The organism is Streptomyces sp. F63, assembly GCF_018070345.1.
Lineage (GTDB): Bacteria > Actinomycetota > Actinomycetes > Streptomycetales > Streptomycetaceae > Streptomyces.
In genome coordinates this window covers 77,819-104,153 of the sequence record NZ_JAGPXX010000021.1, presented here as the reverse complement: position 1 = coordinate 104,153, position 26,335 = coordinate 77,819, and the positions used below count along the sequence as shown (strand labels likewise).

Sequence of the window (26,335 nt, the reverse complement as noted above, 5' to 3'; positions counted from 1 at the left end):
CCGCACCCGATGGCAAGCGGAACGCGACCCCGACACCGGCGAGGTCCGCTGGACCGCCCCCACCGGCCACACCTACACCACCCCACCCCACACCCCCACCACCTGAATGCGGAAGCCCCGCCTCGGGCCCCGGGCCGGGACAGCCCCTCCACCACCACACGGAGGGGCCCACACCCACGCCCGAAAGGGAGGACCGGCAAGTCCCTACCGAACCGGGAACGGTTCATGAGCATCCCGGGAACCGATCACACCAGCCATGTGCCCCGCGGCTTCACCGGCCAAGGCTCAGTCATGACAGCGGCCCCCGACCGGCACCACCGACAGCCCGCCACGACGGCGGAGCAGCCGAAGAGCACCGGCGCGCGTGTGCTTCCGCGCACCCCCACCGGCACCAGCCACGCCCACGTCTTTCCAACCGACCCCGGGCACGCACGACACCGGATAGACGACCGACCCCCGCCCAACCCCGACCCGGATGCCGTAACCCCCACCACGACAACCACCCGGCAGCCCGCAACCCACCCGCCACCACCACCGCGCCGCCCACCCGGCGCCGGGACAGTGATCCCTCTTGAACCGTCCCTCTCCCCAACGGCAACCCAGCCCACTCCACCCGTCCCGCCCTTCGCGTTCTTCACCAAAACAATTCTGCAAAAATAACTTTGCAGAATCTCTCGCCGACACTAGCCTCACCCCCATGGCCACCCACGAGCACAAACGCGTACTGAACCCGGAGCGGGACTCGGCGGCCCTCAAAGCCCTCACCCACCCCCTGCGCATCCGGCTGCTCGGGATGCTGCGCCAGGACGGGCCCGCCACCGCCACCGAACTGGCCGGAAGAACACAGGAGTCGTCCGCTTCCACCAGCTATCACCTGCGCGTTCTGGCCAAGTACGGTTTCGTGGCGGAGGCGGAACACCGCGACGGCCGCGAGCGCCGCTGGCAGGCCGTGCACGCCGTCACGTCTTGGGACAACGCCGCGGTCGGCGCCTCCCCCGAGCATCGCGCGTTCCTCGACGTCACACGCAGAGCGCAGATCGAGCATCTGGAACGCTCCCTCGTCCAGCACGAGGAGGATCTGGCAGCGGCACGGCTGGGCCCGGAGTGGCTGGAGCCGTCCGGCATCGCCGATCTCCTCCTGCGGCTGACACCCGAGTCTCTCGGTGAACTCCTGGCGCGGTTCGAGCGGATCGCCGAGGAACTCGCCGCCCGCGACGCGTCCGATCCGCGCGCCGAGCCGGTCGTGGTCTTCAGCGCCGGACTCCCCCTCGCCGTGCGCACCGCCGAGACCGTCACGGAAGGCCCCGAGCCCGCGCCTGCGACGGACACCGCGGCGGACGCACCGCCCGAAGCCCCGCCGGGCACCGCGGCGGACGCCGGTGCCTCATGACCGGGGCCCTCACTCCCGCCGGCGCACGCCGCCGCTACACCGCCGTCAGCTTCCTGTTCTGGCTCCCCGTCGGGCTCTACCTTCCCTCGCAAGTCCTGCTGCTCGGTGAGCGCGGTATGGGACTTGCGGCCATCGCCACGCTCTTCGCCGTGTACTCCCTCACCGTCGCCGTTCTGGAACTGCCGACCGGCGGGCTGTCCGATGTGATCGGCCGCCGCACCGTTCTGGCGGCCGCCGGTGTGCTCAGCCTCACCACCCTCACACTGCTGGCCCTCGCTACGAGCCTGTGGGTACTCACCCTCGCCATGGTCCTCATGGGTTCCGGCCGGGCCCTGTCCAGCGGCCCCGCGGAGGCGTGGTACGTCGACACCGTGCAAGCCCATGCGGGTCCCGGCGCCGAGTTGCGCACCGGCCTCGCCCGCGGCAACACGGCGTCCGCCGCCGCGCTCGCCGTGGGCACCCTCGTCGGCGGCGGACTGCCCTGGCTGCTGCACGGCCCGGCTGCCCGGCTGGGCAGCCGGCTGGAGGACGCGACGCACGGTTCCGTGCTGCCGCTCTCCGTACCGGCGCTGCTCGGCGCGGGGGTGGGGCTGGTCTTCGTGGCGTACGTACTGACCGCTCTGCCGGAACCGCCCCGCCCGCCGGCCACGCTGAGCGGCGTGCTGCGGGGCGTTCCGGCCACCGTCCTCGACGGGCTGCGGCTGGGGGCCCGGGACGGCCTGATCCGCCGCGTGCTGTTCACGGCCGCTGCGGCGGGAACGGCCCTGGCCACCATTGAACTGCTGGCCCCCGGACGCGCCTCCGCGCTGACCGGTGCGGCGGAGTCGGGAGCGCTCCTCTTCGCGTCGCTCGCCTGTGCGGGCTTCCTCTGCACGGCCCTCGGCAGTCATTGCGCTCCCCCGGCCGCCCGGTTGACGGGGAGTGGCGGGCGCGCGGTCCTGGTGAGTCTCGCCGTGAGCGCCACGGGTCTGGCGCTGCTCGGCGCGACCCTGCTGTGGACGGGGACGGCCTCCCTCGTGTGCGCCGCCGTGGGCTACGCCTTGGTCTACTTCGGCCTCGGCTCGGCGGAACCCAACGAGAACGAGCTGCTGCATCGGCGCGTGGCGGGCGGGGGGCGGGCCACCGCTCTCTCCGTGAAGTCCCTCGCGCTGCAATTGGCCGGTGCGCTGGCGGGTCTCGCCGCGGGTGTTCTGCCGGCCGGCCCGCTCCCCTGGCTGCTCGTGGCGGGCGTTCTGCTGGTGGGTGCGGTGGTGTGGATACGGCCCGCGCCGCCGCGGGTGGCATCGGCGGGGTCCACGGAGCCTGCCGCGACCACGGTGCCGGCGGGGTGCACGGCGTCGGCAGGACCGGCGGGATGAACCGGCCGGGGCGACCGGCGGGGGAACGGCCGGACGAACCGCCGGCCCCGTCAGGGGAGCCGGAGCTTCCCCTGACGGGGCCGGCTACGAGCCCTCGGCCGGCCGCGCCCGGGATCCCGCCGGAAGGACCGGGACCGGCCGGTCGCCCCTCGGGTTGAGCAGGTCCGCTCGGCCCTCGAAGGCGTGGCACGTGCGGCGGCCCCGGCGTCGCGTGCGCAGGTGTCCGTGGCTGCGTCAGGTCCCCGGCAGCTCGGGCGCGGACGCGGGCACGGACGCGGACGCGGGCGCCCGCACACCGGCCGCTGCGGCCGCCCGGTCCTCCGCCGGGGACGCCGGGGCCGGAGCGGCCGGGTCCGGGACCGTGCGGTCCGCCGGGGCGTGGGCGGCGATCGGGTTCCGCAGCGTGCCGGCCAGTTGGAGGGCGCCGACGGGGTCCTGGAGGTCGACCATCTGCCGGTTGTCGCGCAGCTGGAGCCGGTTGAGGCAGGAGAGGGCGAACTCGTCGGCGAAGATGTCGTAGCGCTCGAAGCGGTCGGCGAGTTCGGGCACGGACCGCTGGTAGGCGGTGACGGTCTCGGCGACCGTGCGCCAGAAGGCGTCCTCGCCGATGACGTCCCCGGCCGCCAGCAGGGCGCCCAGGTGGCGCAGGAAGCAGTCGAAGACGTCGGTGAGGATGGACAGCAGTTTCATGTCCTCCGGCACCTCGGCCCGGACGCGTTCGACCTCCGGCGGCAGCTCGGCGCCGGGGTTCATGACGACGATCTCCTCGGCGATGTCCTTGAGGACCACGCGTGCCACGGCGTCGTCCTCCAGGACGAGGATGACGTTCTCGCCGTGCGGCATGAACGCCAGGTCGTGGGCGTAGAAGCTGTGCAGCAGCGGGGTGAGGTAGGCGTCGAGACAGCGGCGCAGCCATTCCTCGGCGGTGAGGCCGGAGCGGCGGATGAGGGCGGCGGTGAGGGAGCGGCCGTCGCGGTCGGTGTGGAGGAGGGCGGCCATGGTGGCGAGGCGCTGTCCCGGGCGCAGGCCGGGGACGGGACTCTCGCGCCAGAGGGCGGCGAGCATCTTGCGGTACGGGGAGTGCTGGTCGGTGGCGGCCTCGTAGCCGCGGTGGCGGTAGCCGACGGCGGCGCGTTCGCGGATGACGGTGAGGCCGGTCCGGCGGAGGACGGGGTCGCGGGCGACGAGGTCCGCGAGCCAGTCGTTGATGGCCGGGGTGGCCTCCATGTAGGCGGCGGAGAGGCCGCGCATGAAGCCCATGTTGAGCACGGAGAGGGCTGTTTTGACGTAGTGCCCGGCCGGGTCGCTGGTGTTGAAGAACGTGCGGATGGACTGCTGCGCGAGGTACTCGTCCTCGCCGGGGCCGAGGCAGACGAGGCGTCGCTGGGCGATCTCGCCGGCGAAGGTGACGGACAGTTTGTTCCGCCACTGCCAGGGGTGGACGGGTATGAGCAGGTAGTCGGCGGGGTCGAGGCCGAGACCGGTGAGCGTGGCGGCGAAGCGGCCGAGAAGACGCTCGCCGAGCTCGGCGCGGAGCAGGGTGCCGTAGTCGGTGTCGGCGGAGCAGGTGAAGGTGGTGTGGTCGCGGTGGGCGGCCAGCCACAGCAGCCGGACGGGGGCTGCGGTCTCGGGCGCGTGGGCGTGGTAGTCGTGGATGCCGAAGCCGAGACGGCCGTTGTTGGCCACGAAGCAGGGGTGTCCCTCGGTCATGCCGGTCTCGATGGCCTGGAAGTCGGCGGCGGCCAGTTCGGCGGCGCTGACGGGGGGTTTGGCGAGCTTGTAGGCGGTGCCGGCGAGGGTGGAGCCGATCTCCTCCAGGTAGAGGGGGAGGATGTCGTCGGCGATGCCGAGGGTGGTGCGCAGCTCGGTGAAGAAGGCGAAGCCGTCGAGCGGGAGTTCGCCGCCGGGGGCGCCGTCGGTGCCGACGCGGTGGCGGGTGATGCTCGCCGGGTCGACGTGCCAGTGGTCGAGCCGCATCCGCCGGGCGGTGAAGCGGTACTCGACCGTGCCGTCGTCGCCGGTCACGCGGTAGCGGCCGGCGGACAGCGGGACCGGGGCGAGCAGACGCTCGTGGGAGAACTCGGCGAGCGCCTTGCGGATCAGCAGGCGGACGGCGGTGTCCCAGCGCTCGGGGGTGAGATGGGCGACGGCCTCGTGGGGGGCGGTGGTGCTCATGTCGTGGCTCCTCGTACGGCTGCTGCGAACCGGTCGCGGGTGCAGACGCTCAGCAGGGCGTCCTTCTCCGGGGTGGCGATGGTGGTGACGGTCTCGAAGCCGATGGCGGCGTTCAGCCGGTGGACGGCGGTGTTGCGGACGTCCGGTTCGACGACGACCCGTCGCGCCGCCGGGTCGTCGAACAGCATCGCCATGACGGTGGTGATCACGGCGCGGGTGAAGCCGTGCACGGGGGTGCCGCCGGGCGCGGTGAGGGGCGCGGTGAGGAAGTGCATGCCGACGTCACCGGGCTGCGCCTCGTAGAGCCCGGCGAGTTCGACGCGCGCGGGGTCGTAGCGCTCGACGAGGAAGGCGGGCCGGCCCCGGTGGAGGCCGAGGAAGGCGTCGTGGTGCGGGTGGGCCGCGATCCGCTCGTACTCCTCGGCGACGTCCTTCTCGTCCGCGTCCCCCATCAGCCAGAAGGCGGCCCTGGGGTCCGTCACCCAGCGGTGCAGCAGGGCGGCGTCGGCGCGCGGGTCGAGGGGGACGACGGTGAACTCGCCGAGCCGGGGGTCCGCGCGGCGGAACACGGGCGTGCGGGAGCCCGGGCCGGCGGAGCCGCCGGTGCCCGGTGAGCCGGTCGCGGGCGGGACCGCCGCGGGGGAGCCGGTTGCGCGGTCCGGGATGCCGCTCATGCCGGGCTCCCCTCGGGGGCGGAGAAGTCCTGGAAGGTGAAGGACTTCTCGACCGCGTACACCTCGCGGCCGAGGACGGCGCGGATGATGCAGGAGTTGCGGTACGGGCCCATGCCCAGGTCCGGCGAGGTGACGCTGTGCGCGTGGACGGCGCCGTTCTGCAGGAACACGCGGCGGCCGTCGCGGTCGACGCTGTAGTCGCGGGCCGGGTCGAGGCGGCCGCGGCCGTCGAAGCGCAGCCGGTCCCGGATGCCGTCGAGGAAGGCGGGGAGCCGGTGGGCGTAGCCGGTGGCGAGGATGAGCCCTTCGGTGGTGAGCGAGAACGTGCGGTCCTGTTCCCGCTGGTGGAGCCCGAGGGTGTAGGTGCCGGTGGACTCGTCGTACGAGACGTCGGTGAGTGCCGTGTTGCTGATGAGCCGGGTCGGGACGGGCCCGGCGGCGCTCTTCTCGTACAGCAGGTCGTAGATGGCGTTGATGAGCTCGGAGTTGATGCCCTTGTAGAGCGGCTTCTGCTCCTCCGCCAGCCGGTGGCGGGTGTCCTCGGGGAGGGCGTGGAAGTAGTCCACGTACTCGGGCGAGGTCATCTCCAGGGTGAGCTTGGTGTATTCGAGCGGGAAGAAGCGCGGGGAGCGGGTGATCCAGTCGAGCCGGTAGCCGTGGGTGCCGATCTCGGAGAGCAGTTCGTGGTAGATCTCCGCGGCGCTCTGGCCGCTGCCGATGACGGTGATGCTCCGCTTGGCCCGGAGTGCCTCCTTGTGCTCCAGGTAGCGGGAGTTGTGGAGGACGTCGCCGCCCAGGCCCTCGCACGCCTCGGGGATGTACGGCGCGGTGCCGGTGCCGAGGACGAGGTGGCGGGCCCGGTGCTCGGTGCGTTCGCCCGTGGCGGTGCGGACGGCGTGGACGGTGTGGAGGCCGTCGGTCTCGTCGTACGTCACCGAGGTGACCTCGTGTCCGAAGCGGAGGGAGGTCAGCCGGGCCGCGGCCCAGCGGCAGTAGGCGTCGTACTCCGAGCGCAGCGGGTAGAAGTTCTCGCGGATGTAGAAGGGGTAGAGCCGCCCGGTCTCCTTGAGGTAGCAGAGGAAGGAGTAGGGGGAGGCGGGGTCGGCCAGGGTCACGAGGTCGGACAGAAACGGGGTCTGCAGATGGCTGCCGGCCAGCATCATGCCGGGGTGCCAGGAGAACTCCGGCCGGCTCTCCAGGAAGAGGGCGTCCAGGTCGGGGAGGGGTTCGGTGAGGCAGGCCAGGCCGAGGTTGAAGGGGCCCAGGCCGATGCCGATGAGGTCGTGCGGGGCGGGCCGGTCCGGTCCGGCGGGTGTTCCGGCCGTAGTGGAGGTGGTGTCGGGCACGTCGGTCTCCGTGGAGGGTGCGGGCTGCTCGGCGGGAGGGCTGGGGCTGGGGCTGGGCCTGGGCCTGGGCCTGGGTCCGTGGCCGCGGCTGTGGCGGCCGTCGCAGCCGTCCCCGGCTCGGGTTCGGTCCGGAGGCGGAGGTCAGCGGACGGGTGAAGCCGCGGCGCCGGCCACCGCCGTTGCCGCTCCCGGTGCTCCCCGGGTGGTGGCGTGGTCGCCGGCGTGGGCGGCGAGGAGGTCGAGCACGGCCCGGATGTCGTCGAGCGTGGTGCGCGGGTTGAGCAGGGTGAACTTCAGGTGGTGCCGCCCGTCGACGACCGTTCCGGCGACCAGCGCCTCCCCGGAGGCCGCCAGCGCCTCCCGGGCGTGCAGATTGGCCAGGTCGGTGTGGCGGCGGTCGGCCTCGGTGTGCTCGCCGCCGGACGGTACGCAGCGGAACACCAGGGTGGACAGGGCCGGGCGGGTGACGACCTCGAAGCGCGGGTCGGCGTCCAGCAGCCGCCAGGCGGCGGCGGCGAGGTCGACGACCTCGTCGAAGAGCCGTCCCACGGCGTCGGCGCCCATGATGCGCAGCGTCAGCCACATCTTGAGGGCGTCGAACCGCCGTGTGGTCTGCAGGCTCTTGTCGACCTGGTTGGGGATGCGCCGCTCCGCGCTGCGGGCCGGGTTGAGGTAGTCCGCGTAGTAGGTGGCGTGGCGGAGCGTGGCGCCGTCGCGGACCAGGAGGGCGCTCGAACTGACCGGCTGGAAGAAGGACTTGTGGTAGTCGACGGTGACGGAGGAGGCCCGTTCGATGCCGTCGAGCAGATGGCGGCGGGTCGGGGATGCCAGGAGTCCGCAGCCGTAGGCGGCGTCCACGTGCATCCAGACGCCGGCGTCCTCGCAGAGTGCGGCGATGGCGGGGAGCGGGTCGATGGCGCCGAAATCGGTGGTCCCGGCGGTGGCGACCACGGCCATGACGGTCAGGTCCGCCGCGGAGCAGCGGTCGATCTCGCGGGCGAGGAGGTCGGGGCGCATCCGCCGGTCGCCGTCGGAGGGCACGGGGATGACGGAGTCCGGTGCCAGGCCGAGGAGTTTGGCGCTCTTCCGGACGGAGAAGTGGCTGTCCTCGGAGGTGAGGACGCGCAGCTGCGGCAGCAGTGCGGCGAGCGGTGCCGGGCCGGGGAGGTTCTTCCGCAGCACGCGGCAGGTCTCCTCCCGGGCCAGCAGCAGGCCCTGGAGGTTGGACTGGGTGCCGCCGCTGGTGAAGACGCCGTCGGCGGCGCGGCCGAGGCGGAGGCGGCCGGCGGTCCAGTCGATGACGTGGCGTTCCATCAGGGTGCCGCCGGCGCTCTGGTCCCAGGTGTCGAGGGAGGAGTTGACGGCGGACAGGACGGCCTCGCCGAGGAGTGCGGGGAGCGCCACGGGGCAGTTGAGGTGGGCGAGGTAGCGGGGGTGGTGGAAGTAGACCGCGTCGCGCAGGTACACCTCCTCGAGTTCGGCGAGGGCGGCGGCCGGGTCGCCCAGGGGCCGGTCCAGGTCGATCGCGCCCACCCGGGGAGCGAGTTCGTCCGGGGAGACGCCGGTGAAGGGGCGGCCGGCCCGGGCGACCGCGTCGGCGACCCTCGCCACGCCGCCGGTGACCAGGCGCCGGTAGTCGCCGGCCGTTTCGTTCCCCAGCAGGTGGGAGCAGGGGTCGGGGTGGGCGGCCGGGGCGGCCGCCCCGGTCGGGGCGGCGGGGAGGGGTCCCTGAAGACTCACGTGCACGTCCTCCGTCGGGGGCAGGAACACAGGTAAGCCTAACCTAACTTGACCCCTCCTCGCCCCCCCGCCCACGCCTGACCGCCATGCGGTTTCCCGCCACTCACCCGCCGCTCGGCGGGCCGGACGCCCCCGCGGAGCCGTCGCCCGGCGGCGGGGGAAGCGGAGGCCGCGGACAGCGGACAGCGGACAGCGGACAGCGGGACGGAGGGACAGCGGACCGACGGCGGGCAGCGGCTCCCCGGGGACACACGGCCCAGGCCGAAGCACGGAACGTCAGTCGAGCTTCTTCGCCTCGTCGATGGCCTCCGCCAGGTTCTCCAGCAGCGGGGCGGCGCCCTGGTAGGAGAAGCGCGGCACCGGGTCCCACTCCACGACCTGGCCGGCCTCCACCGCGTCCAGCTTCTTCCACGTCGGCTTGGACTCCAGGTCCCCCGGCTGCAGAGCGGTGCCGCGGTTGTCGAGGATGATCAGGTCGGCGTCGTACTTGTCGGCGTTCTCCCAGCTCAGGCTCTCGAAGTAACCGCCGCTCTCCTTCACGTCCTTCGGGGTGACGAACTCGACGCCCAGTTCCTCGAAGTACTTCAGGTCGGCGGCCGGGCCGGGCGCGGAGACGTAGAAGTAGTCGGCGCTGCCGGAGGCGGCCATGACCTTCAGTCCGTCCTTGGCCCTCGCGGCCCTCCGCAGCTTGCCGGCGGCCCTCTCGAAACGCTTCTTGCCCTCGGTGACCTGCTTCGACTTCAGGTCGGCGCCGAGGGATCCGGCCAGCTCGGCGTAGCGCTCGATGGGCTCGGGCAGGGAGACGTTCGCGACCCGCACGGCGGCGCTGGGCGCCACCTTGAGGATCGCGTCCGCGCTCTCCTCGGGGACGTACCAGAGCGAGCCCTCGTCGTACTGGTGCGTGACCAGCAGATCGGGGTCGAGGGCCGCGTACTTCTCGATGTCGAACTCGCCCCAGGCGTCGCCGAGCACCTCGACCTTCCGCACATCGAGGTCGCCGGCCTGCGGGTGCGCCGAGCCGTCCTTGAGCGTGGTCTCGCCGAAGACACCGACGATCTCGTCCCCGAGGCCGAAGTCGGCGAGGGCCGCGGCGGTGCCGGTGAAGGCGACGATGCGCTCCGGGGTGCCGTCCGCGCTCACCTTCTTCCCGCGGTCGTCGGTGAAGGACCACGGCTTGCCCTTGCCGTCGGCGCCGGACGCGGCACCGGGGGAGGAGCCGGAGTCGCCGCCGCAGGCCGCCAGGAGAACGCCGAGACCAAGAGCGCCGGTTGCCGCGAGCAGGCCGCGGCGGGAGGGAGAAGCAGGATGGTTCCCGGACATGGTGGTGCCTTTCGTGCAGGGCGGAGGAATGCGGAGAAGGCCGGCGGATACCGCGACGGCCGATCGGCAGATGTTAGGTTAACCTAACCAAAGTTTCCGCCCAAGGGTGCGTGGGGGGCTCCCCCGCCCCCCGGCCCGACCGGAGCCGTACGTGTCAGTCACCGAGCCGTCCCCGGCGACGCGGAGCACCGCCCCGGCTCCGCCGCCGCCCCGTCCGCCGGCCGGCCGGCCGCGGGGCGCCCAGCGGGCCCTGCGGGCAACGGGTTTGGCGGGTGCGCTCGTTCTTCTCCTGGCGGTGACGGTGCTCAGCCTCGGCTTCGGCGCCCGGCCGCTCACGCCCGGCGAGGTGTGGCACGGCCTGTTCGACGGCGAGGCCGCGGCCTACCAGGTGGTGCACGGGATGCGGCTGCCGCGCACCCTGCTCGGCCTGCTCGCCGGGGCCGCCCTCGGCCTCGCGGGCGGCGTGATGCAGGCCCTCACCCGCAATCCGCTGGCCGACCCCGGGCTGCTGGGGATCAACGCGGGCGCCTCGGCCGCCGTGGTCACCGCCATCACCTTCCTCGGCGTGACCGCCTTCACCGGCTATGTGTGGTTCGCCCTGGCGGGCGCCGCCGCCGTCTCCGCCCTCGTCTACACGGTCGGCGGCGGACGCGGGGCGACCCCGGCGCGGCTGGCGCTGGCCGGGGCCGCACTCAACGCCGCGCTGTACTCGTACGTCAACGCGGCGATGATCCTCGACACGGTGTCCCTGGACCGGATGCGGTTCTGGACCGTCGGCTCACTGGCCTCGGCGCGGATGGAGACGGTGACGCACGTGCTGCCGTTCGTCGCCGCCGGACTGCTGGTGGCGCCGGCCCTGGCCCGGCCGCTCAACGCCCTCGCGCTCGGCGACGACCAGGCGCGCGCCCTCGGCGCCCGGCCGGCCCGGGTGCGCGCCGCCTCCATCGTGGCCGTCACCCTGCTGTGCGGGGCGGCCACCGCCGCCGCGGGACCGATCGTCTTCGTCGGGCTGATGGTCCCGCACCTGGTGCGGGCGCTGACCGGACCGGACCTGCGCTGGATGCTTCCCTACTGCGCGGTGCTCGCCCCGGTGCTGCTGCTGGGCGCCGACGTGCTCGGCCGGCTCCTCGGGCGCCCCGGCGAACTCCAGGTCGGCATCGTCACGGCGGTGCTCGGCGGGCCCCTGTTCCTGTACGTCCTGCGGCACCGGAAGGTGGCGGGAGCATGACGACCCCGGACACCCGGGACGCGGGCGCGCCGGAGCGGACCGGCACCGGGAAAGCCGTCCGCGGCACGGGATCGGGCGGAGGAGGCAGCAGCGCGGGCCCGGCCGGCACGCCCCGTGGGCGGCGCCGGGGCGCGGCCCGCACACCGCTCGGCGGGACGCTGCGCACCCTGCGTCCGCTCCCCGGCGTCAGCCTCCGCTACCGGCCCCGGGCAGTGGCCGCGGCGGCCGGCTGCCTGCTGGCCGCGCTGGCCGGCGGCGTGCTGAGCGTGGGCACCGGCGATTTCCCGATCGGCCCGGTGGACGTGGTGCGCACCCTCGCCGGATCGGGCACGCCCGCCCAGGACTTCATCGTCAACGAGCTGCGGCTGCCCCGGGTGATCGCCGCGCTGCTGGCCGGCGCGGCTCTGGCGCTGTCGGGGGCGGTGTTCCAGTCCGTCGTCCGCAACCCGCTGGGCAGCCCCGACCTGCTCGGGCTGACGCAGGGCGCCTCGACCGGCGCACTCGTCGTCGTCATCACCGGGGGCAGCAGTGCCGCCCTGGCGGGCGGTGCCGTCGCCGGGGGCCTGCTCACCGGTCTGCTGATCCTCGCCCTGGCGTGGCGGCAGGGGCCGCACGGGCTGCGGCTCGTCCTGATCGGCATCGGTGTGCTGGCCATGCTCACCGGCGTCAACGGCTATCTGCTGACCCGGGCGAAGCTGATGGAGGCGTCCCGCGCGGTCCTCTGGCTGACGGGAAGTCTGGACGGGCGCGGATGGCCCGAGGTGACGCCCCTGCTGATCGCGGTGACGGTGCTGCTCCCGGTGACCGTCACCGGCTGCGGACGGGCGCTGCGCGTGGCGGAGATGGGCGACGACGCGGCCCACGCCCTGGGCATCCGGGTGGAGCGGGTCCGGCTGGCGGCGCTCGGGGCGGCCGTGGCGCTGGCCTCGTTCGCCGCCGCCTGCGCCGGCCCGGTGGCCTTCGTCGCGCTCACCGCCCCGCAGCTCGCCAAGCGCCTCACGAAGGCGCCCGGCCCCAACCTGGTCCCGGCGGCCTGCATGGGGGCCGCGCTGCTGGTGCTGGCCGACTGGACCGCGCAGAACGCCTTCGGGGAACGGCAGTTGCCGGTCGGCGTGGTGACGGGACTGCTGGGCGGCGGCTACCTGGTGTGGCTGCTGGCCCGGCAGCGGCGGGCGGGGCGGCTGTGACCGTGGAGAGCGAGACGAGCGGGACGGGGAGCGGGACGGGGAGCGGGGCCGGGGCGGGGAGCGGGGCCGGGGCGGGGAGCGGGGCCGGGGCGGGCGCCGGTCGGGCCGACGGGGCCCGCCCCGCGGTGACCGGCGGGACCTCCGCCGCCATCGCCCCGCCCGCGGCAACCGGCCCCGACCGCACGACGGGGCCGGCCGGAGAACGGAGCGGCGGCCACCAGGCCGGCCACGGCGGCGCAGCAGGGACGGGCGGCGCAGCAGGGGCCCGGGCGGGCGGCGGCGAAGACCACAGCGAGGACGGAGCAGAGCACATGGCGCCGGGACAGCGGCAGCGACCGGGAACGGAACCCGCCGGCGGGGCCCGGGACACCGGGCGGGCCGGGAACGGCGGGGCCGGTGACAGCGGTCCGGCCGACCGGCCGGGCCGGGCGGAGCATGCGGAACGGGCGGAGCGCGTGCGGCGGATGGAACCGGCACGGCAGACGGGACAGGCACGGCGGACGGAGCCCACGGACCGGGCCGCACACGACGGGCAGTCCGCCCCGGCCGGGGTGCCGGCGAGCCGGCTGCGCGGCGCCGGGCTGACGCTCGCCTACGACCGGCGGACCGTCGCCGGGGATCTGACCGTCGCGATCCCCGACCGCTCGTTCACCGTCATCATCGGCCCCAACGCCTGCGGCAAGTCCACTCTGCTGCGCGCACTGTCCCGGATGCTCAAACCGGCGGCCGGCAGTGTGCTGCTCGACGGCCGGGACATCTCCGCGACCCCCGCGAAGCAGGTGGCGCGCACCCTCGGGCTGCTGCCGCAGTCCTCGATCGCCCCGGACGGCATCGGCGTCTCCGAACTCGTCTCCCGCGGCCGCTACCCGCACCAGGGGCTGCTGCGCCAGTGGTCCTCGGAGGACGAGCGGGTCGTCGCCGAGTCGATGGCCGCCACGGGGGTGTCCGATCTCGCCGACCGCACCGTGGACGAACTCTCCGGCGGGCAGCGCCAGCGGGTGTGGATCGCCATGGCCCTGGCGCAGCAGACACCGCTGCTGCTCCTGGACGAGCCGACGACCTTCCTGGACCTCGCCCACCAGATCGAGATCCTGAACCTGTGCGCCCGCCTCCACGAGGAGGAGGGCCGCACCCTGGTCGCCGTCCTCCACGACCTCAATCACGCCGCCCGGTACGCCACCCACCTCATCGCCATGCGCGAGGGACGGATCGTCGCCTCCGGGCCGCCCGCGGAGATCGTGACGGCGGACCTGGTGGAGGAGGTGTTCGGCCTCCCCTGCCGGGTCATCGACGATCCCGAGACCGGCACACCACTGGTGGTGCCGGCGGCCCGGCGGCGCGGCCCCGTGCCGCCGGCAGGGCGGTCGGAACCGGCGGGCAGGGCCTGCTAGCCGGCCCTGCCCGGCGCTGCCCGGCGCTGCCCGGCCCTGTCCGGCCCTGTCCGGCGCCTGCCCGGCACCTGCCCGGCGCTGTCGGGCCTTTTCGAGGCGGGCCGGCGGCGGCCCCGGCGGAAGCCCGGGGAATCCGGCGGCGCCCGCACCCCGCCACCCGGACGCAGGGATCGGGCACACGGACCTCTTCCGTTTCCCTCCCGCGGCGGCCGGTCGTCGGGGACCATGGTGACCGAACCACCCCTACGCCCCTGCTGGAGCCCGAACATGGCGGAGAGCGTGCCGGTGCGCTGCCCCTCGTGCCGCCGCGAGCACTCGTACACCCCGACCACCTACCCCTGCGCCTGCGGTGCCCCGCTGACGCCGCGGATCCTGCGCGGCGGACCTCCCGTGCGGGTCGAGCACCACACCTGGGAGGAGACCTGGGTCACGGTGCGCTGCGACGCCTGCGGGCGCCGCAGCCAGTGGCCGTGCCCCGAACTGGGCTGCCCCTGCGGTCTGCTGCTGCGGCTGCCCGTCGCGCCGCTCACCAGCGCCTCCCCGGCCGTCACGGAGGCTCTCGCGGATCCGCACGGGCGGCCCGCCCCCACCTCGGCGGTGCCGCGGCCCGCGTTCCGGCCGGTGACGATCCGCACCGGCCGGGACGCGGTCAACGCCGCCGCCAAGTACCTGCGCTGGCTCGGCTTCCGCGATGTCCTCGCCTGTGACGACCGGCCCGGCAGCGGTGTGGACCTGCGCGGCGCCGGGGTCGTCGCCCAGGTCGACCCGACCACCCGGCCGTCCGCGCTGCGCGAGGTCGAGTGCCTCTGGCTGAACGGCCTCAACGCCTCGGCGGTCGGGGTGTTCTTCTCGCTGGCCGGGTATGCCCACGACGCCCGCAGCCGCGCCGACGAGTTACTGGTGCCGCTGTTCGTCATGGATCTGACGGGCACACCGCAGCCCGTGAACGACGCGGCGGACGACCTGATCCGGATGGGCGCCTGAGGCCGGGCCGGCGGGCCCGGCCGGCTCAGCCGGGCCGGTTCCCGCCGGTGAGCTCTCCGGCCGTGCGGTCGACGAAGGCGGCGGCCCAGACCAGGGGCGCGTTCCAGTTGACGGCGTTCTCCTTGGAACTCCAGGCACCGGGCGCCGTGCCGGGGCCCGCGTAGGACTTGGCGGCGGGGCGGCCCTTGGGAGTGGCCTTGTCGTTGACGAGAGTGTTGTTGGGCCCGCCGGCCAGCCAGCCCCGCGGGAACGGGGTGCCCGGGTAGCGGCCCCAGGCCCAGCGGTCGTGGAGGTCGGTCTCGCTGCGCTCGCCGTAGCCGGTGATGTAGGACAGCTGCAGGGCGTTGTCGCCCAGGAGGTAGTCCATGGCCCGGTGCGCACCGCGCAGATGGCGCCGGTCGCCGGTCAGGTCGTGGGCGGTGCCCAGCAGCAGGATGCGGTTGACGACGGCGGAGTTGGAGCCCCACGGGTACTTCCGCTCCCCGGAGAGGGGGGCCGGGTAGCCCTCCTTGCCGAGGACGGTCAGGATCCGGTCCCCTTCGGCGCGCAGCCGCCGCACCATCCGGTCCCGGTCGGCCGCGGGCAGGTCGTTGCCGGCGGCCAGCAGGGAGAGGGTGCCGGTGGTGGCGGTCCGCGCCCAGGAGAAGCGGCGGGTGATCTCCCCGTAGTGGCGGGAGCCGGTGACCGCCTTGCGGTAGGCGGCGGTTGAGGCATCGGCGCGCCGGTGCCCGGTGAGGTAGAGCTCGGCCGCGGCCGCGTAGCGGTCGTCGCTGTTGCCGCGGTCCTCGTAGTCGCCGCCGCCCTCGGCGTCCTTCACCTCGGCGGTGTAGTCCGTGTCGGGGCGGGCCTCGGCACGGGACCAGGCGTCCTCGGCGGTGCGCCACAGTGCGGCGGCACGCCGCGGGTCGTACGGGGCGAGGACGCGGGAGAGGTGGGCGGTGGTGCGGGCGACGGCGTAGGTGGCGTTGGTGGAGGGCGGCATGGCGGAGCGCTTCATGGCGTTCTCGGCGGCCACGGACTCGGGCGGGAAGCCGCTCCACGCGTGGTTGTGGACCTTGTGCGAGGCGAGACCCTCACGGGGCAGCATGCCGGGCATGAAGCGGGAGCCGTAGGCGGTCTCGTCCACGATGTCGGGGCGGCCGTTGGAGCGTTCGGGGATGGCGAGCGATCCGTCGGGGAGGGCGCCGGGGTCCCGTTCGTGGAGGTTGAGGAGGGTCCAGGCGGCGAGGGCGTGGTTGACCGGGTAGACGCCGAAGTCGCCGGCGTCCGCCCAGGAGCCGCGGACGTCCAGCCGCTGTGTGCCGCACCACCGGCGGTAGCAGGGCACGGAGGCGTCGCCGGGGTGGAGGGCCTCGTGGGCGTGCGCGGGGTACTGGAGGTGGCGGGCCCCGACGGGGGTGCCCATGCGGTGGAAGGTGAAGTAGCCCATGGCGTCGCGGGCGAGCGCCGGGTACAGCGCGCGGTCCCGTACGGAGAAGGGGACGCTGCGGCCCGCACCGCCGGCCTCCAGCACGTAGCGGCCGGGGACGCGGTGCCGGGAGAAGTCGGCGTGGTGCAGATGGTCGCCGGAGGCCTTGTCGTGGCCGTGCACGCGGGTGCGGCCGGATGCCGCGACCGTGCCGGACGGGTGGTTCCGCAGCCGCCAGGCGACCGGTTCCCGGGCGGTGCTGACGACGGTGGCCACCTTGCCGGCCCCGGTGAGATAGCCGATCTGGTTGACGCGGACCCCGGCGCTTCCGGCCCGTTCCCCGGTCGCCTCGTCGCCGCCGCTCTGCGGTGTGCCGCTGTCCCCGGCACCGCGATTTCCGGGCCCGCTGTCGCTGCTGTCCCTGCTGTCCCCGCTGTCGCTGCTGTCGCTGCCTCCGCTCCGGGCGTCCCCGCCGTCCGCCGCCCGCGCGGGCGGCGGGCCGCCCTCGGCGGTCTGGGGAGCGAGGGCGGCGAGCAGCAGCCCGGCGGCCAGGGCGGCCGCCGCTGTCGCGTGCGGCCGCCGGGGCGGGCGGGGTCGGTTGGCCGGCATGGGGGTACCCTTCGGTCGACGATGACGGGGCTTCGCTACCGTCATCGCCGCAGGCGGGTCCACCGGACTCGCCCGTTCGCCAGGGGTGTTCACCCCTGCGAGTGCAGAAGGCGGCCCGGGCCGGCCGTCACCGCGGCCGGCCGGTCCCCCCGCCGCCGGTCACGTCGCCGCCGGTCACGTCGCCGCCCGGGCGCGTTCCGGGGAGCGCGACTGCTGCGGGGTGCGGGCCTGGGCCGTGAAGCCCTCGCGCAGTTCGACCTTGCGCACCTTGCCGCTGACGGTGGTGGGGAACGACTCCATGATCCGCAGATGGCGGGGGACCTTGAAGTGCGCGAGCCGGCCGCGGCAGTAGCGGGCGAGTTCGTCGCGCGTCAGCGGGTTCGCCGGGTCGCGGAGGATGACGCAGGCGAGGATCTCCTCGCCGTACGTCTCGTCCGGCACCCCGACCACCTGCACATCGGCGATCTTGGGGTGGCTGTAGAGGAACTCCTCGATCTCGCGCGGGTAGACGTTCTCACCCCCGCGGATGATCATGTCCTTGATGCGCCCGACGATCCGGACGTAGCCGTCCTCCCCCATCACCGCCAGGTCGCCGGTGTGCATCCAGCGGGCGTGGTCGATGACCTCCGCGGTGCGCTCGGGCTCCTCCCAGTAGCCGAGCATCACCGAGTAGCCGCGGGTGCACAGTTCGCCCGCGGTGCCGCGCGGCACGGTGAGGCCGGTGGCGGGATCGGTGATCTTCACCTCCAGGTGCGGCAGTACCCGGCCGACGGTGCCGACGCGGCGCTCCAGGTCGTCCTCGCGCCGGGTCTGGGTGGAGACGGGCGAGGTCTCGGTCATGCCGTAGCAGATCGACACCTCCGCCATGTTCATCTCGCCGGCGACCCGCTTCATCACCTCCACCGGGCAGGGCGAGCCGGCCATGATCCCGGTGCGCAGCGAGGAGAGGTCGTGGTCCTCGAAGCCGGGCAGGCCGAGTTCGGCGATGAACATCGTCGGCACCCCGTAGAGGGAGGTGCAGCGTTCGGCGGCGACCGCTTCGAGGGTGGCGGCGGGGTCGAAGGAGCGGGACGGGATGACGATGCAGGCGCCGTGGCTGGTGGCCGCCAGATTGCCCATGACCATGCCGAAGCAGTGGTAGAAGGGCACCGGCAGGCAGATGCGGTCCTGCTCGGTGTAGTGGATCAGTTCGCCCACCCAGAAGCCGTTGTTGAGGATGTTGTGGTGGGAGAGGGTGGCGCCCTTGGGGAAACCGGTGGTGCCCGAGGTGTACTGGATGTTGATGGGATCGTCGCAGCTGAGTTCGGCGGCACGGGCCGCCAGGCGCTCGCGCGGCACGCCCTGCCCGGCCCGGATGAGTCCCTGCCAGGTGGAGTCCTCGATGTAGACGACATCGCGCAGGGCGGGAGCGTGGGCGCGGACCTGCTCGACCATGCGCCGGTAGTCGCTCGTCTTGTGCTCGACGGAGGAGACCATCACGCCGATCCCGGCCTGCTTGAGCACATACGCCAGTTCGTGCACGCGGTAGGCCGGGTTGATGTTGACCATGATGGCGCCGATGCGGGCGGTGGCGTACTGCACGAGGACCCACTCGGGGCAGTTGACCGCCCAGATGCCGACCCGGTCGCCCTTGAGGACACCCTTGGCGAGCAGGCCGAGCGCCACCTCGTCGACGGCCGCGCCGAACTCGGCGTAGGTCCAGCGGCGGCCGGACGGGACGTCGACCAGCGCCTCCCGGTCGGGGTGGGCGGCGATCGCCCGGTCGAGGTTCGCGCCGATGGTATCGCCGAGCAGCGGCCCGTCCGCGGTGCCGGCGGCGTAGGAGAGTTCGGTGGCCGCCGGTACGGTGCCGGTGCCCTCCGGGGCGGTTCCGGTGCCCTCCGGGGCGCCGTCGTCGGAGACGGCGGAGCGCTTACTCATGTGTGGTCCCCCTCGCGGTATGCGGTGGTGCCGGCGTTTCCCTCTGCAGTACGCCGTCTCAGCTCAATACGGCGGATCTTGCCCGAGACCGTTTTCGGCAGTTCGGCGAACTCGATCAGGCGTACCCGTTTGTAGGGTGCCAAGTTCCGCCGGGAATGGGCGAAAAGCTCCCGGGCCGTCTCCGGCCCGGCCGTCCAGCCCTCGGCCAGGACGACGTACGCCTTGGGCACGGACAGCCGCAGCGGATCGGGCGCGGGGACGACGGCGGCCTCGGCGACGGCCTCGTGCTCCAGCAGCGCGCTCTCCAACTCGAAGGGCGAGATCTTGTAGTCGGAGGACTTGAAGACGTCGTCGTCGCGGCCGACGTAGGTGAGGTAGCCGTCGGCGTCGCGGGAGGCGAGGTCCCCCGTGTGGTAGTGGCCGCCGGCCATCACCTCGGCGGTGCGGGCCTCGTCGCCGTGGTAGCCCGTCATGAGGCCGACGGGACGTTCGCCGTCCGCGCCGGTGAGGCGGACGCACACCTCGCCCTCGTCGCCGGGCTTCCCGGTGGCCGGGTCGAGCAGGTCGATGGCGAAGCCGGGCATCGGGCGGCCCATGGAGCCGGGTCTGACGGGCTGGCCGGGGCTGTTGGCGATCTGGACGGCGGTCTCCGTCTGGCCGAAGCCGTCCCGGATCGTCACCCCCCAGTCCTGCCGGACCCGTTCGATGACCTCCGGGTTGAGCGGCTCCCCCGCGGCGACCACCTCGCGCGGCGGGGTGGCCAGGCGGGTCAGGTCGGCCTGGACGAGCATCCGCCAGACGGTGGGCGGCGCGCAGAAGCCGGTGACGCCGAGGCGGTCCATGTGCTGCATGAGCCGGGCCGCGTCGAAGCGGGTGTAGTTGTGCACGACGACGGTGGCCTCGGCGTTCCACGGCGCGAAGAAGCTGCTCCAGGCGTGTTTGGCCCAGCCGGGCGAGGAGATGTTCAGGTGGGCGTCGCCGGGCCGCAGCCCGATCCAGTACATGGTGGCCAAGTGGCCGACCGGATACGACAGATGGGTGTGCTCGACGAGTTTGGGCCGGGCCGTGGTGCCGGAGGTGAAGTACAGCAGCAGCGGGTCGTCCGCGGCGGTGGGGCCGTCCGGCGCGAAGACCTCCGGGAAACCGGCGGCCTCCTCGTACGGGAGCCAGCCGGGCGGCGGGCCGGAGGCGTCCGGCCCGGTGCCGGAGACGGCGATCCGGGTGTAGCCGCCGGGGACGCCGGCGAACTTGGCGGTGTCGCCGGCCCGGACGACGACGTGCCCCGCCCGGCCGCGGGCGACGCGGTCCGCGAGGTCGGCCGGGCCGAGCAGCGGGGTCGCCGGGATGACGACGGCGCGCAGCTTCATCGCGGCGAGCGCCGTCTCCCACAGCTCCGTCTGGTTGCCCAGCATGACAACGATCCGGTCGCCCGCCCGCACCCCCTGGGCGCGAAGCCAGTTGGCCACCCGGCCGGAGCGGGCGGAGAGCTCCGCGAAGGAACTGCGGCTCTCGCGGCCGTCCTCCTCGATGATGTGCAGCGCGGTGCGGTCGTTGCCCTCGGCAATCCGGTCGAACCAGTCCAGGGCCCAGTTGAAGCGGGCCGGGCGCGGCCAGCGGAACCCGGCGCGGGCGGCGTCGTAGTCCTCCCGGTGCCGCAGGAGGAAGTCCCGGGCCCGGCGGAACTCCTCCGTGGCGCCGGCCGGCTCACCGGCACGGGCCGACGCCGTGGTTCCGCTTCCCGTCATCTGTCCTCCTCGTGGTGGTGCGGCTGAGTAGCATCTTGAGGCAGTGACCTGCGTCTCACTACCCCCGGACGGGGGTGACGGCGGTATATGCGTACGGGGGAGGGGAGTTGACCGTGGCCGAACGGGAGCACGGGGGCGCGCGGGCGGACGGGCCGCGTACGCCGGGCGCGACTGCCGAGGTCAGGGCGGCGCTGCTGCGCCTGCGGCGGGCCAGCGGGCTGCCCGTGGCCTTCGGCGGGCTGCTGGTGGACCCCACGCGGCTGCGCATCGGCGAGCTCAGCGGCGCGGCCACCGGGTCCCTGGCGGGCCTGTCGGTGACGACCGGCAACGGCCTGGGCGGCAAGGCCCTGGCGCTGTCCCGGCCGGTGACGGTGACCGACTACCCCGCCTCGCGGACCATCAGCCACGAGTACGACGGCGCCGTCACGGCCGAGGGTCTGCGCGCGGTGCTCGCGGTTCCGGTGATCGTGGGGCGGCAGGTGCGGGGCGTGCTCTACGGGGCCCTGCGGCGGCCGGTGCCGCTGGGTGACCGCACCCTGCACGCCGCGATGGGCGCCGCGCGGGAGCTGGAGCGGACCCTCGCGGTGCGCGACGAGGCACAGCGGCTGCTGGCGGAGGGGCGGGCCGGGGCGGCGGGGGCCTTCGCGGGCGGGACGGCGGGGGTGGCCGGCGGGGCGAGCGGGGCGCCGGACGGAGTGAGGGCGCCGGGCGGGATGCCGGGCGGGCCCGGCGGCATGGGAGCCGTCGCGGTTCCCGGGGCCTCCCGTGCTCCCGGCGCCCCGGCCCTCGCCGCGGGCGATCCCGGTGACCGGGGCACGCGGGGCGGGGCGATGCCGGGGGCGGCGTGGGAGAGGGTGCGTGAGGCGCATGCCCGGCTGCGCGCCCTGGCGCCGCGGGTGGCGGATCCGGAGCTGCGGGAGGAGGTGCTGGCGGTCTGCGAGCGGCTGGCCGAGGCCGGTTCGGCGGAGCCCTGGGCGGAGCGTCACCAGGCCCCGGGCGGTCCGGGGCTGGCACCGCGCGAACTGGACGTCCTGGCGTGTGTGGCGGCGGGGGCGACCAACGCCGACGCGGCGCAGCGGCTGGGGGTGCGGCCGGAGACGGTGAAGGCGTATCTGCGGTCGGCGATGCGGAGGCTGGGGGCGCACAGCCGGCTGGAGGCCGTCGTGGCCGCGCGGCGGGCGGGGCTGCTGCCCTGAGACCTCCCGCCCGAGCACCGGGTCCGTGAGGGACGACCGCGCACGGGGCTGCCGGGAGAACGCGGACGGCCCGGCCGGGGCGGGTGCCCGGGCACGATTGGCTGGCCGGGGGGCCCTTCTTGTAGATTCGAACAAAAGGCGGGTCCCGGGCACCGGCACGGCTCCCACCGGTCCTCCCGCCTCTCCCCCACACCGTCCCCTGCACCCACTCGCGACGATCGGCGGGCGAGCATGCGGCTCCGCGCACTGCTGGAGAACGACAACCTGGGCCTGCGCCTGCTCGGCGGCGAGGCGGAGCTGGACCGCACCGTGCGCGGAGTCATGACGACCGACCTGCGCGACCCCGGCCGCTATCTGTCGGGCGGCGAACTGGTGCTCAGCGGCCTGGCCTGGCACCACGGGCCCGAGGACTCGGAACGGTTCACACGGATTCTCGCCGAGGCCGGCGCCGCGGGCCTGGCCGCGGGCGAGGCCGAGCTGCGTGCCGTCCCGGACGACCTGGTGGCGGCCTGCGAGCGGCACCGGCTGCCGCTCTTCGCGGTGGACGAGAAGGTGGCGTTCGCCACCATCACGGAGCACGTGGTGCGCCGGGTCTCCGGCGAGCGGGCCGGCGATCTGGCCGCCGTCGTCGACCGGCACCGCAGGATGATGACGGCCGGACCTTCGGGCCGGGGCCCGGAGGTGGTCCTCGGTCTGCTCGGCAGCGATCTGGACCTGCGCGCCTGGGTGCTCTCCCCCACCGGCCGGCTCATCGCCGGGCCGGGGCCCGGAACCGGTGCCGGACCGGACACGGGCGGGCAGCGGCCGGCCCCGGAGCTGTGCTCCGCGCTCGCGGGCGAGCACCTGGCCGCGGAGGCGGCAGGGCGGCCGGCCCCGCACCGTTTCACCACCTCCGGCTCCGTCCACTCGCTCTTCCCCGTCCGCGCCACCGGCCCCGCCTCGGCCCGGGAAACCGGCGACGCGCCCGCGGCCGTGCTCTCCGACTGGCTGCTGGCCGTCGAGGCCGACGCGGAGGACTGGCCCGCCGAGCGGCTCGACCTGCTGCACGGCGTCACCCAGCTGATCGCCGCCGAGCGCGGCCGCCGGGACGCCGCCCGGGCCGTCGGGCGGCGGCTGGCGCAGGAGGTACTGGAGCTGCTGCGGGACGGCGCGCCACCCGCCGAGGTCGCGTCCCGGCTGCGGGCCGCCGCGCCCGTGCTGCTTCCCGGACCGGGCGGCGCGCCGCACTGGCAGATCGTGTCCGCCCGGCTCGAACGGGACGGCGCCGGACCGGTGGAGGACGCCGCCGGAGACGGGGCCGGCGGGCCCGCGGCGCGGGCGCTGCTGGAGGAGATCCTCCTCGACCCCCGCGCGGGCTGCCCGGACCCGGCCGACCGCAGCGCCGTGGCCTGCGACGGCGACGAGGCCGTCGCGCTGATACCGCTGCCCGCGGTGGCCCGCCCGGACGGCGGAGGCCCGGACGGCACCGGCCCGGACGGCGGAGGCCCGGACGGCGGAGGCCCGGACGGCGGAGGCATCCGGGCGGAAGACCTGCTGGGGGCGGCGCGCGAACCGCTGCGGCGCGGACTGGAGGCGGGCGGCGGACGGCTCACGCTGGGCGTCAGCGCGGTGGTGCTCACCCCCGAGGGGCTGCGCGGCGCCCTGGAGGAGGCCCGGCACGCCCGCCGGGTGGCCGCGGCCCGGCCGGGCCGGGTGTGCGCCGCCGGACACCAGGAGCTGGCCTCGCACGTCCTGCTGCTCCCGTTCGTGCCGGACGACGTGCGGCGCGCGTTCACCACGCGCCTGCTGGAGCCGCTGCGGGACTACGACCGCCGGCACCGGGCGGAACTGGTCCCCACCCTGGACGCCTTCCTCGACAGCGACGGCTCCTGGACCCGCTGCGCGGCCCGGCTCCACCTCCACGTCAACACCCTGCGGTACCGGGTCGGCCGCATCGAGCAGTTGACGGGCCGGGACCTGTCCCGCCTGGAGGACAAGCTCGACTTCTTCCTGGCCCTGCGGATGAGCTGACCCGGGCGGCGGGACCGCACGCGGCGCGGAGGCCGCCCGTGCCGCGCCTCCGGGCCCGGCCCGTCACGTTCCGTCCCGGCGGACGGGCCGGAACCGGGCGCGGGCCGGGCGCGGGCGTACGCGCGGTGTCCGGCCGGACACCAGGGCACCACACCGGCCGGGACAGCCGCGTTCGCCGACGGGCCCGCCGAACGGTATCCCCCGCTCCTTTCGTGCGGGGCGGGCGGCGCGGACGGGCCCGCCCCGGAGGGCCGGCCTCCTCCCGACCGGTTCGCGGGGCGGACGGCAGCCGGCCGGTGGGGCACGGACCGCCGCGAGCGGTGCCGCCGAGGCGGCGACACGGCCCCGGCCCCCCGCGCGCCGGGGCCCTCCCGAAGCCCGCTATCCTGCGCGTGACCTGGGTCACAGCACTCTCGCGGGCTTTGTGAATCCGTTCACCCAACCCCTTGGCTGGGCACCGTGATTCGTGCTGAGATTCGCCCACGGCTTTCCGGGCTCGACGGCGCGCATGGGGAGGGAATGTGGCGGATACCGCCATGTCACGTTCTGGACCGAAGAACACCGCTGTGGGACCGGTCCCCTGGGAGGACCCGCTCCAGAGCGCCGTGTGGCGGCTCCGCTCCCGCGGCTGCTGGGAGGACGCCGCCGCGCTGCTCGCCCCCTCGGCCGTCACGGATTCCGCCGCCGCTCTCGGACGCACCACCATCCTGGTGGAACGGTGCCTGTTCACGGCCACGGGCTGGGAGGAGGCCGACGACGCCCTCCGCGCCGCCGAGGCCCTGGCCGCGGGCGACGAGGAACGGGGCGGCGCCGCCTGCGAGCGCGGCCATCTGGCCTACGCCTCCACCCTCTTCGGGGTACGGGACCGCGCCGACGAGGCCCGCTCGGCGCTCGGCCGCGCCGCCGCTCTCCTCCCGCCCGGCTCCCCGAACCGCCCGCTGCTCGACTTCCGGCGCGGCCTCGTCGCCCAGCACCTGGCCGGGGACCCGCGCGGCGCGCAGGCCGCGTTCGCCCGCGCGCACGCGGGCGCCTCGGCGCTCGGCGACGCGCTGCTGCTCTCGTTCACCTGGCGGCATCTGGCCTCGGCGGCGGAGCAGGAGGGCAACCGGGCGGAGGCCCGGCGCGGGTTCACGGAGTCGCTGCGCATCCGCGAGGAGCTCGGCTACCTGATCGGCATCGCCCCGGCCCTGTCGGCGCTGGCCGATGTCGAGCCGGAGCCCGAGGCGTCGCGGCTGCGGGCGGAGGCCCTGCGGCTGGTGCGGCTGCTGGGCGACGTCCCGTCCTGGCTGGCGGACCGGCTGCGGCCCGCCGCCGACGGCGCGGCGGAAGCGGCGGAAGCGGCGGAAGCCGCCACGGCCGCAGCGGCTCGGACCGCGGACGGCGCCGCGGACGGGAACGCGGCGCCGTCCGCGGATGCGGTGGACGGCACGGCCGTCAGGACGGCCGGCGAAGCCACCGCACCGGCAGCCGCGACGGCGGCAGCGCCCCCCGCGGCCGCCGCGCCCCGCGGCCTTCCCCGCCCCGACTGACTCCGCCCCGGCCCGCGGCGGGCCGGGACCGGATCCGGCCCGCCGGCACCGCCGAAGGCGCGCACGGGTCCGGACCCGCGGAAAGCACCGCGAGCTTCCCCGTCTCGGACCCGGCCCGGAACCCGCCCCGCGCCGGCCGTGCGTCAACGCGGCACACACCTGACCCCGGGCACCCCCGTGCCCGGACCCGCCTCCGCCTCGCCCGCCCCGCCCCGCAAAGGCGTTCCGAGCGTCCTGCTCGCCGTGCTCCGCGACGGATCTGCCACGCATCCGGAACCCGGACCCGGAACTCCACGTCTCATCTCGCCTCGTCGGCTCACCCGCCCGACGGGACGCGGAGGCAGGCCACGGCCCCACGGGGCCCCGGCAGGACGCCCGTGGGGACAACAGGGGGCGAACCGGGGGGGTCCGGGTACCGGGCGTCCGGGCCGCGGGGATTCAGCGGGGATGGGGATGTGGCCGGGCGCCGGTGAAGTGCCCGCGGACGAGCTGCTCGACGACCGCCGCGTCGCCGGCGGCCAGAGCGTCCAGCAGGGCGTCGTGCTCGGCCGCGGCCGCCAGGAGGTCCGCGCTCACGGGCGCCCCGCCGCGGCCGGCCGGTGTCTGGCTCCGCCGGTACAGCTCGTCGCCGATCACGGCGAGCTGGCGGTTTCCCGAGAGGGCGAGCAGCGCGTGGTGGAAGGCGCGGTCCGCCTCGGTGTAACCGACCCGGTCGCCCCGGGCGGCCGCCGCCACACCGGCCGCGGCGAGCGGGCGCAGCTCCTCCCAGCTGCCGGGCGGACGGGTGCGCGCCAGGCGGAGTATCACCGGCACTTCCAGCAGGGCGCGCACCTCGGCCAGTTCGGCGAGGTCGCGCTCGCTGCGGCGGGCCACCCGGAATCCCCGGTTGGGGACGACCTCCACGGCGCCCTCCGTGGTGAGCCGCTGCATCGCCTCCCGCACGGGGGTCGGGGAGACCCCGAACCGCGCGGCGAGGGCCGGCGCCGAGTACACCTCGCCGGGCAGGAGGTCCCCGCCGACCAGCGCGGCACGGAGCGCGTCCAGGATCTGGCCGCGCACGGAGTGGCGGGCGGGAGGTCTGCGCGGCACCGGCCGGGCGGGGGTCCGCGCCGCCCCGTCCGGCTG

General features: G+C 75.0%; 17 protein-coding genes and 1 pseudogene. 9 read left to right on the top strand and 9 right to left on the bottom strand.

Annotated elements, in window-relative coordinates; genetic code table 11:
- The first annotated feature begins 697 nt into the window (after positions 1-697).
- Complete coding sequence (locus KBZ10_RS20470) at positions 698-1,390, top strand: helix-turn-helix transcriptional regulator (RefSeq protein ID WP_210989125.1); 693 nt, start codon at positions 698-700, stop codon at positions 1,388-1,390.
- Positions 1,387-2,748 (top strand): MFS transporter, encoded by a 1,362-nt coding sequence (locus KBZ10_RS20465; RefSeq protein ID WP_210989124.1) that lies wholly within the window; start codon positions 1,387-1,389, stop codon positions 2,746-2,748. The genes KBZ10_RS20470 and KBZ10_RS20465 overlap by 4 nt, the downstream gene beginning before the upstream one ends.
- Positions 2,749-2,982: 234 nt before the next feature.
- Here KBZ10_RS20465 and KBZ10_RS20460 read toward each other — a convergent pair whose 3' ends face one another.
- The 5 genes from KBZ10_RS20460 to KBZ10_RS20440 form a co-directional block, all read right to left on the bottom strand.
- Complete coding sequence (locus KBZ10_RS20460; RefSeq protein ID WP_210989123.1) at positions 2,983-4,923, bottom strand: IucA/IucC family siderophore biosynthesis protein; 1,941 nt, start codon at positions 4,921-4,923, stop codon at positions 2,983-2,985.
- On the bottom strand, positions 4,920-5,597 hold the full coding sequence (locus KBZ10_RS20455; protein ID WP_210989122.1) for a GNAT family N-acetyltransferase: 678 nt from the start codon (positions 5,595-5,597) through the stop codon (positions 4,920-4,922). The genes KBZ10_RS20460 and KBZ10_RS20455 overlap by 4 nt, the downstream gene beginning before the upstream one ends.
- Positions 5,594-6,943, bottom strand: a complete 1,350-nt coding sequence (locus KBZ10_RS20450) for a lysine N(6)-hydroxylase/L-ornithine N(5)-oxygenase family protein (RefSeq protein WP_210989121.1) — start codon at positions 6,941-6,943, stop codon at positions 5,594-5,596. The genes KBZ10_RS20455 and KBZ10_RS20450 overlap by 4 nt, the downstream gene beginning before the upstream one ends.
- A 141-nt stretch (positions 6,944-7,084) precedes the next feature.
- Positions 7,085-8,605, bottom strand: a complete 1,521-nt coding sequence (locus KBZ10_RS20445; protein WP_247702701.1) for an aspartate aminotransferase family protein — start codon at positions 8,603-8,605, stop codon at positions 7,085-7,087.
- Between the two features lie 354 nt (positions 8,606-8,959).
- A complete protein-coding gene (locus KBZ10_RS20440) occupies positions 8,960-10,003 on the bottom strand; it encodes an ABC transporter substrate-binding protein (RefSeq protein ID WP_210989119.1) in 1,044 nt (347 codons plus the stop codon).
- Between the two features lie 151 nt (positions 10,004-10,154).
- Between KBZ10_RS20440 and KBZ10_RS20435 the strand changes: the two genes are divergently transcribed.
- The 4 genes from KBZ10_RS20435 (at position 10,155) to KBZ10_RS20420 (ending at position 14,793) form a co-directional block, all read left to right on the top strand.
- Positions 10,155-11,231 carry an iron chelate uptake ABC transporter family permease subunit gene (locus KBZ10_RS20435; RefSeq protein WP_210989118.1) on the top strand — a complete coding sequence of 359 codons (1,077 nt, stop codon included), beginning with the start codon at positions 10,155-10,157 and terminating at the stop codon, positions 11,229-11,231.
- Positions 11,228-12,418, top strand: a complete 1,191-nt coding sequence (locus KBZ10_RS20430; RefSeq protein WP_210989117.1) for an iron chelate uptake ABC transporter family permease subunit — start codon at positions 11,228-11,230, stop codon at positions 12,416-12,418. Before KBZ10_RS20435 ends, KBZ10_RS20430 begins: the two co-directional genes overlap by 4 nt.
- A gap of 464 nt (positions 12,419-12,882) precedes the next feature.
- Positions 12,883-13,809: an ABC transporter ATP-binding protein gene (locus KBZ10_RS20425; RefSeq protein WP_210989116.1), complete on the top strand. Its 927-nt coding sequence runs from the start codon at positions 12,883-12,885 to the stop codon at positions 13,807-13,809.
- Positions 13,810-14,076: 267 nt separating this feature from the next.
- The gene (locus tag KBZ10_RS20420; protein WP_210989115.1) at positions 14,077-14,793 is read left to right on the top strand and encodes a hypothetical protein; all 717 of its coding nucleotides are present in this window, start codon (positions 14,077-14,079) and stop codon (positions 14,791-14,793) included.
- Positions 14,794-14,818: 25 nt separating this feature from the next.
- On the opposite strand, the gene KBZ10_RS20415 is transcribed toward KBZ10_RS20420, so the two are convergent.
- From KBZ10_RS20415 to KBZ10_RS20405, 3 genes are all read right to left on the bottom strand, one after another.
- Positions 14,819-16,810: a glycoside hydrolase family 9 protein gene (locus KBZ10_RS20415; RefSeq protein ID WP_210989114.1), complete on the bottom strand. Its 1,992-nt coding sequence runs from the start codon at positions 16,808-16,810 to the stop codon at positions 14,819-14,821.
- A gap of 174 nt (positions 16,811-16,984) precedes the next feature.
- Positions 16,985-18,730 carry an AMP-binding protein gene (locus KBZ10_RS20410; protein ID WP_210989113.1) on the bottom strand — a complete coding sequence of 582 codons (1,746 nt, stop codon included), beginning with the start codon at positions 18,728-18,730 and terminating at the stop codon, positions 16,985-16,987.
- The gene (locus KBZ10_RS20405) at positions 18,727-20,475 is read right to left on the bottom strand and encodes an AMP-binding protein (RefSeq protein WP_210989112.1); all 1,749 of its coding nucleotides are present in this window, start codon (positions 20,473-20,475) and stop codon (positions 18,727-18,729) included. Before KBZ10_RS20405 ends, KBZ10_RS20410 begins: the two co-directional genes overlap by 4 nt.
- A gap of 113 nt (positions 20,476-20,588) precedes the next feature.
- On the opposite strand from KBZ10_RS20405, the gene KBZ10_RS29630 reads away from it, so the two are divergent.
- The 3 genes and pseudogenes from KBZ10_RS29630 to KBZ10_RS20390 form a co-directional block, all read left to right on the top strand.
- Positions 20,589-21,671 (top strand): LuxR C-terminal-related transcriptional regulator, encoded by a 1,083-nt coding sequence (locus KBZ10_RS29630; RefSeq protein WP_307847525.1) that lies wholly within the window; start codon positions 20,589-20,591, stop codon positions 21,669-21,671.
- A 231-nt stretch (positions 21,672-21,902) separates the two neighbouring features.
- Positions 21,903-23,681, top strand: a complete 1,779-nt coding sequence (locus tag KBZ10_RS20395) for a PucR family transcriptional regulator ligand-binding domain-containing protein (RefSeq protein ID WP_210989111.1) — start codon at positions 21,903-21,905, stop codon at positions 23,679-23,681.
- 521 nt (positions 23,682-24,202) lie between these two features.
- Positions 24,203-25,012 (top strand): annotated as a pseudogene (locus KBZ10_RS20390) (hypothetical protein); the annotation flags it as partial.
- 636 nt (positions 25,013-25,648) lie between these two features.
- On the opposite strand, the gene KBZ10_RS20385 reads toward KBZ10_RS20390, so the two are convergent.
- On the bottom strand, positions 25,649-26,299 hold the full coding sequence (locus KBZ10_RS20385) for a GntR family transcriptional regulator (RefSeq protein ID WP_374223382.1): 651 nt from the start codon (positions 26,297-26,299) through the stop codon (positions 25,649-25,651).
- Positions 26,300-26,335 lie beyond the last annotated feature (36 nt).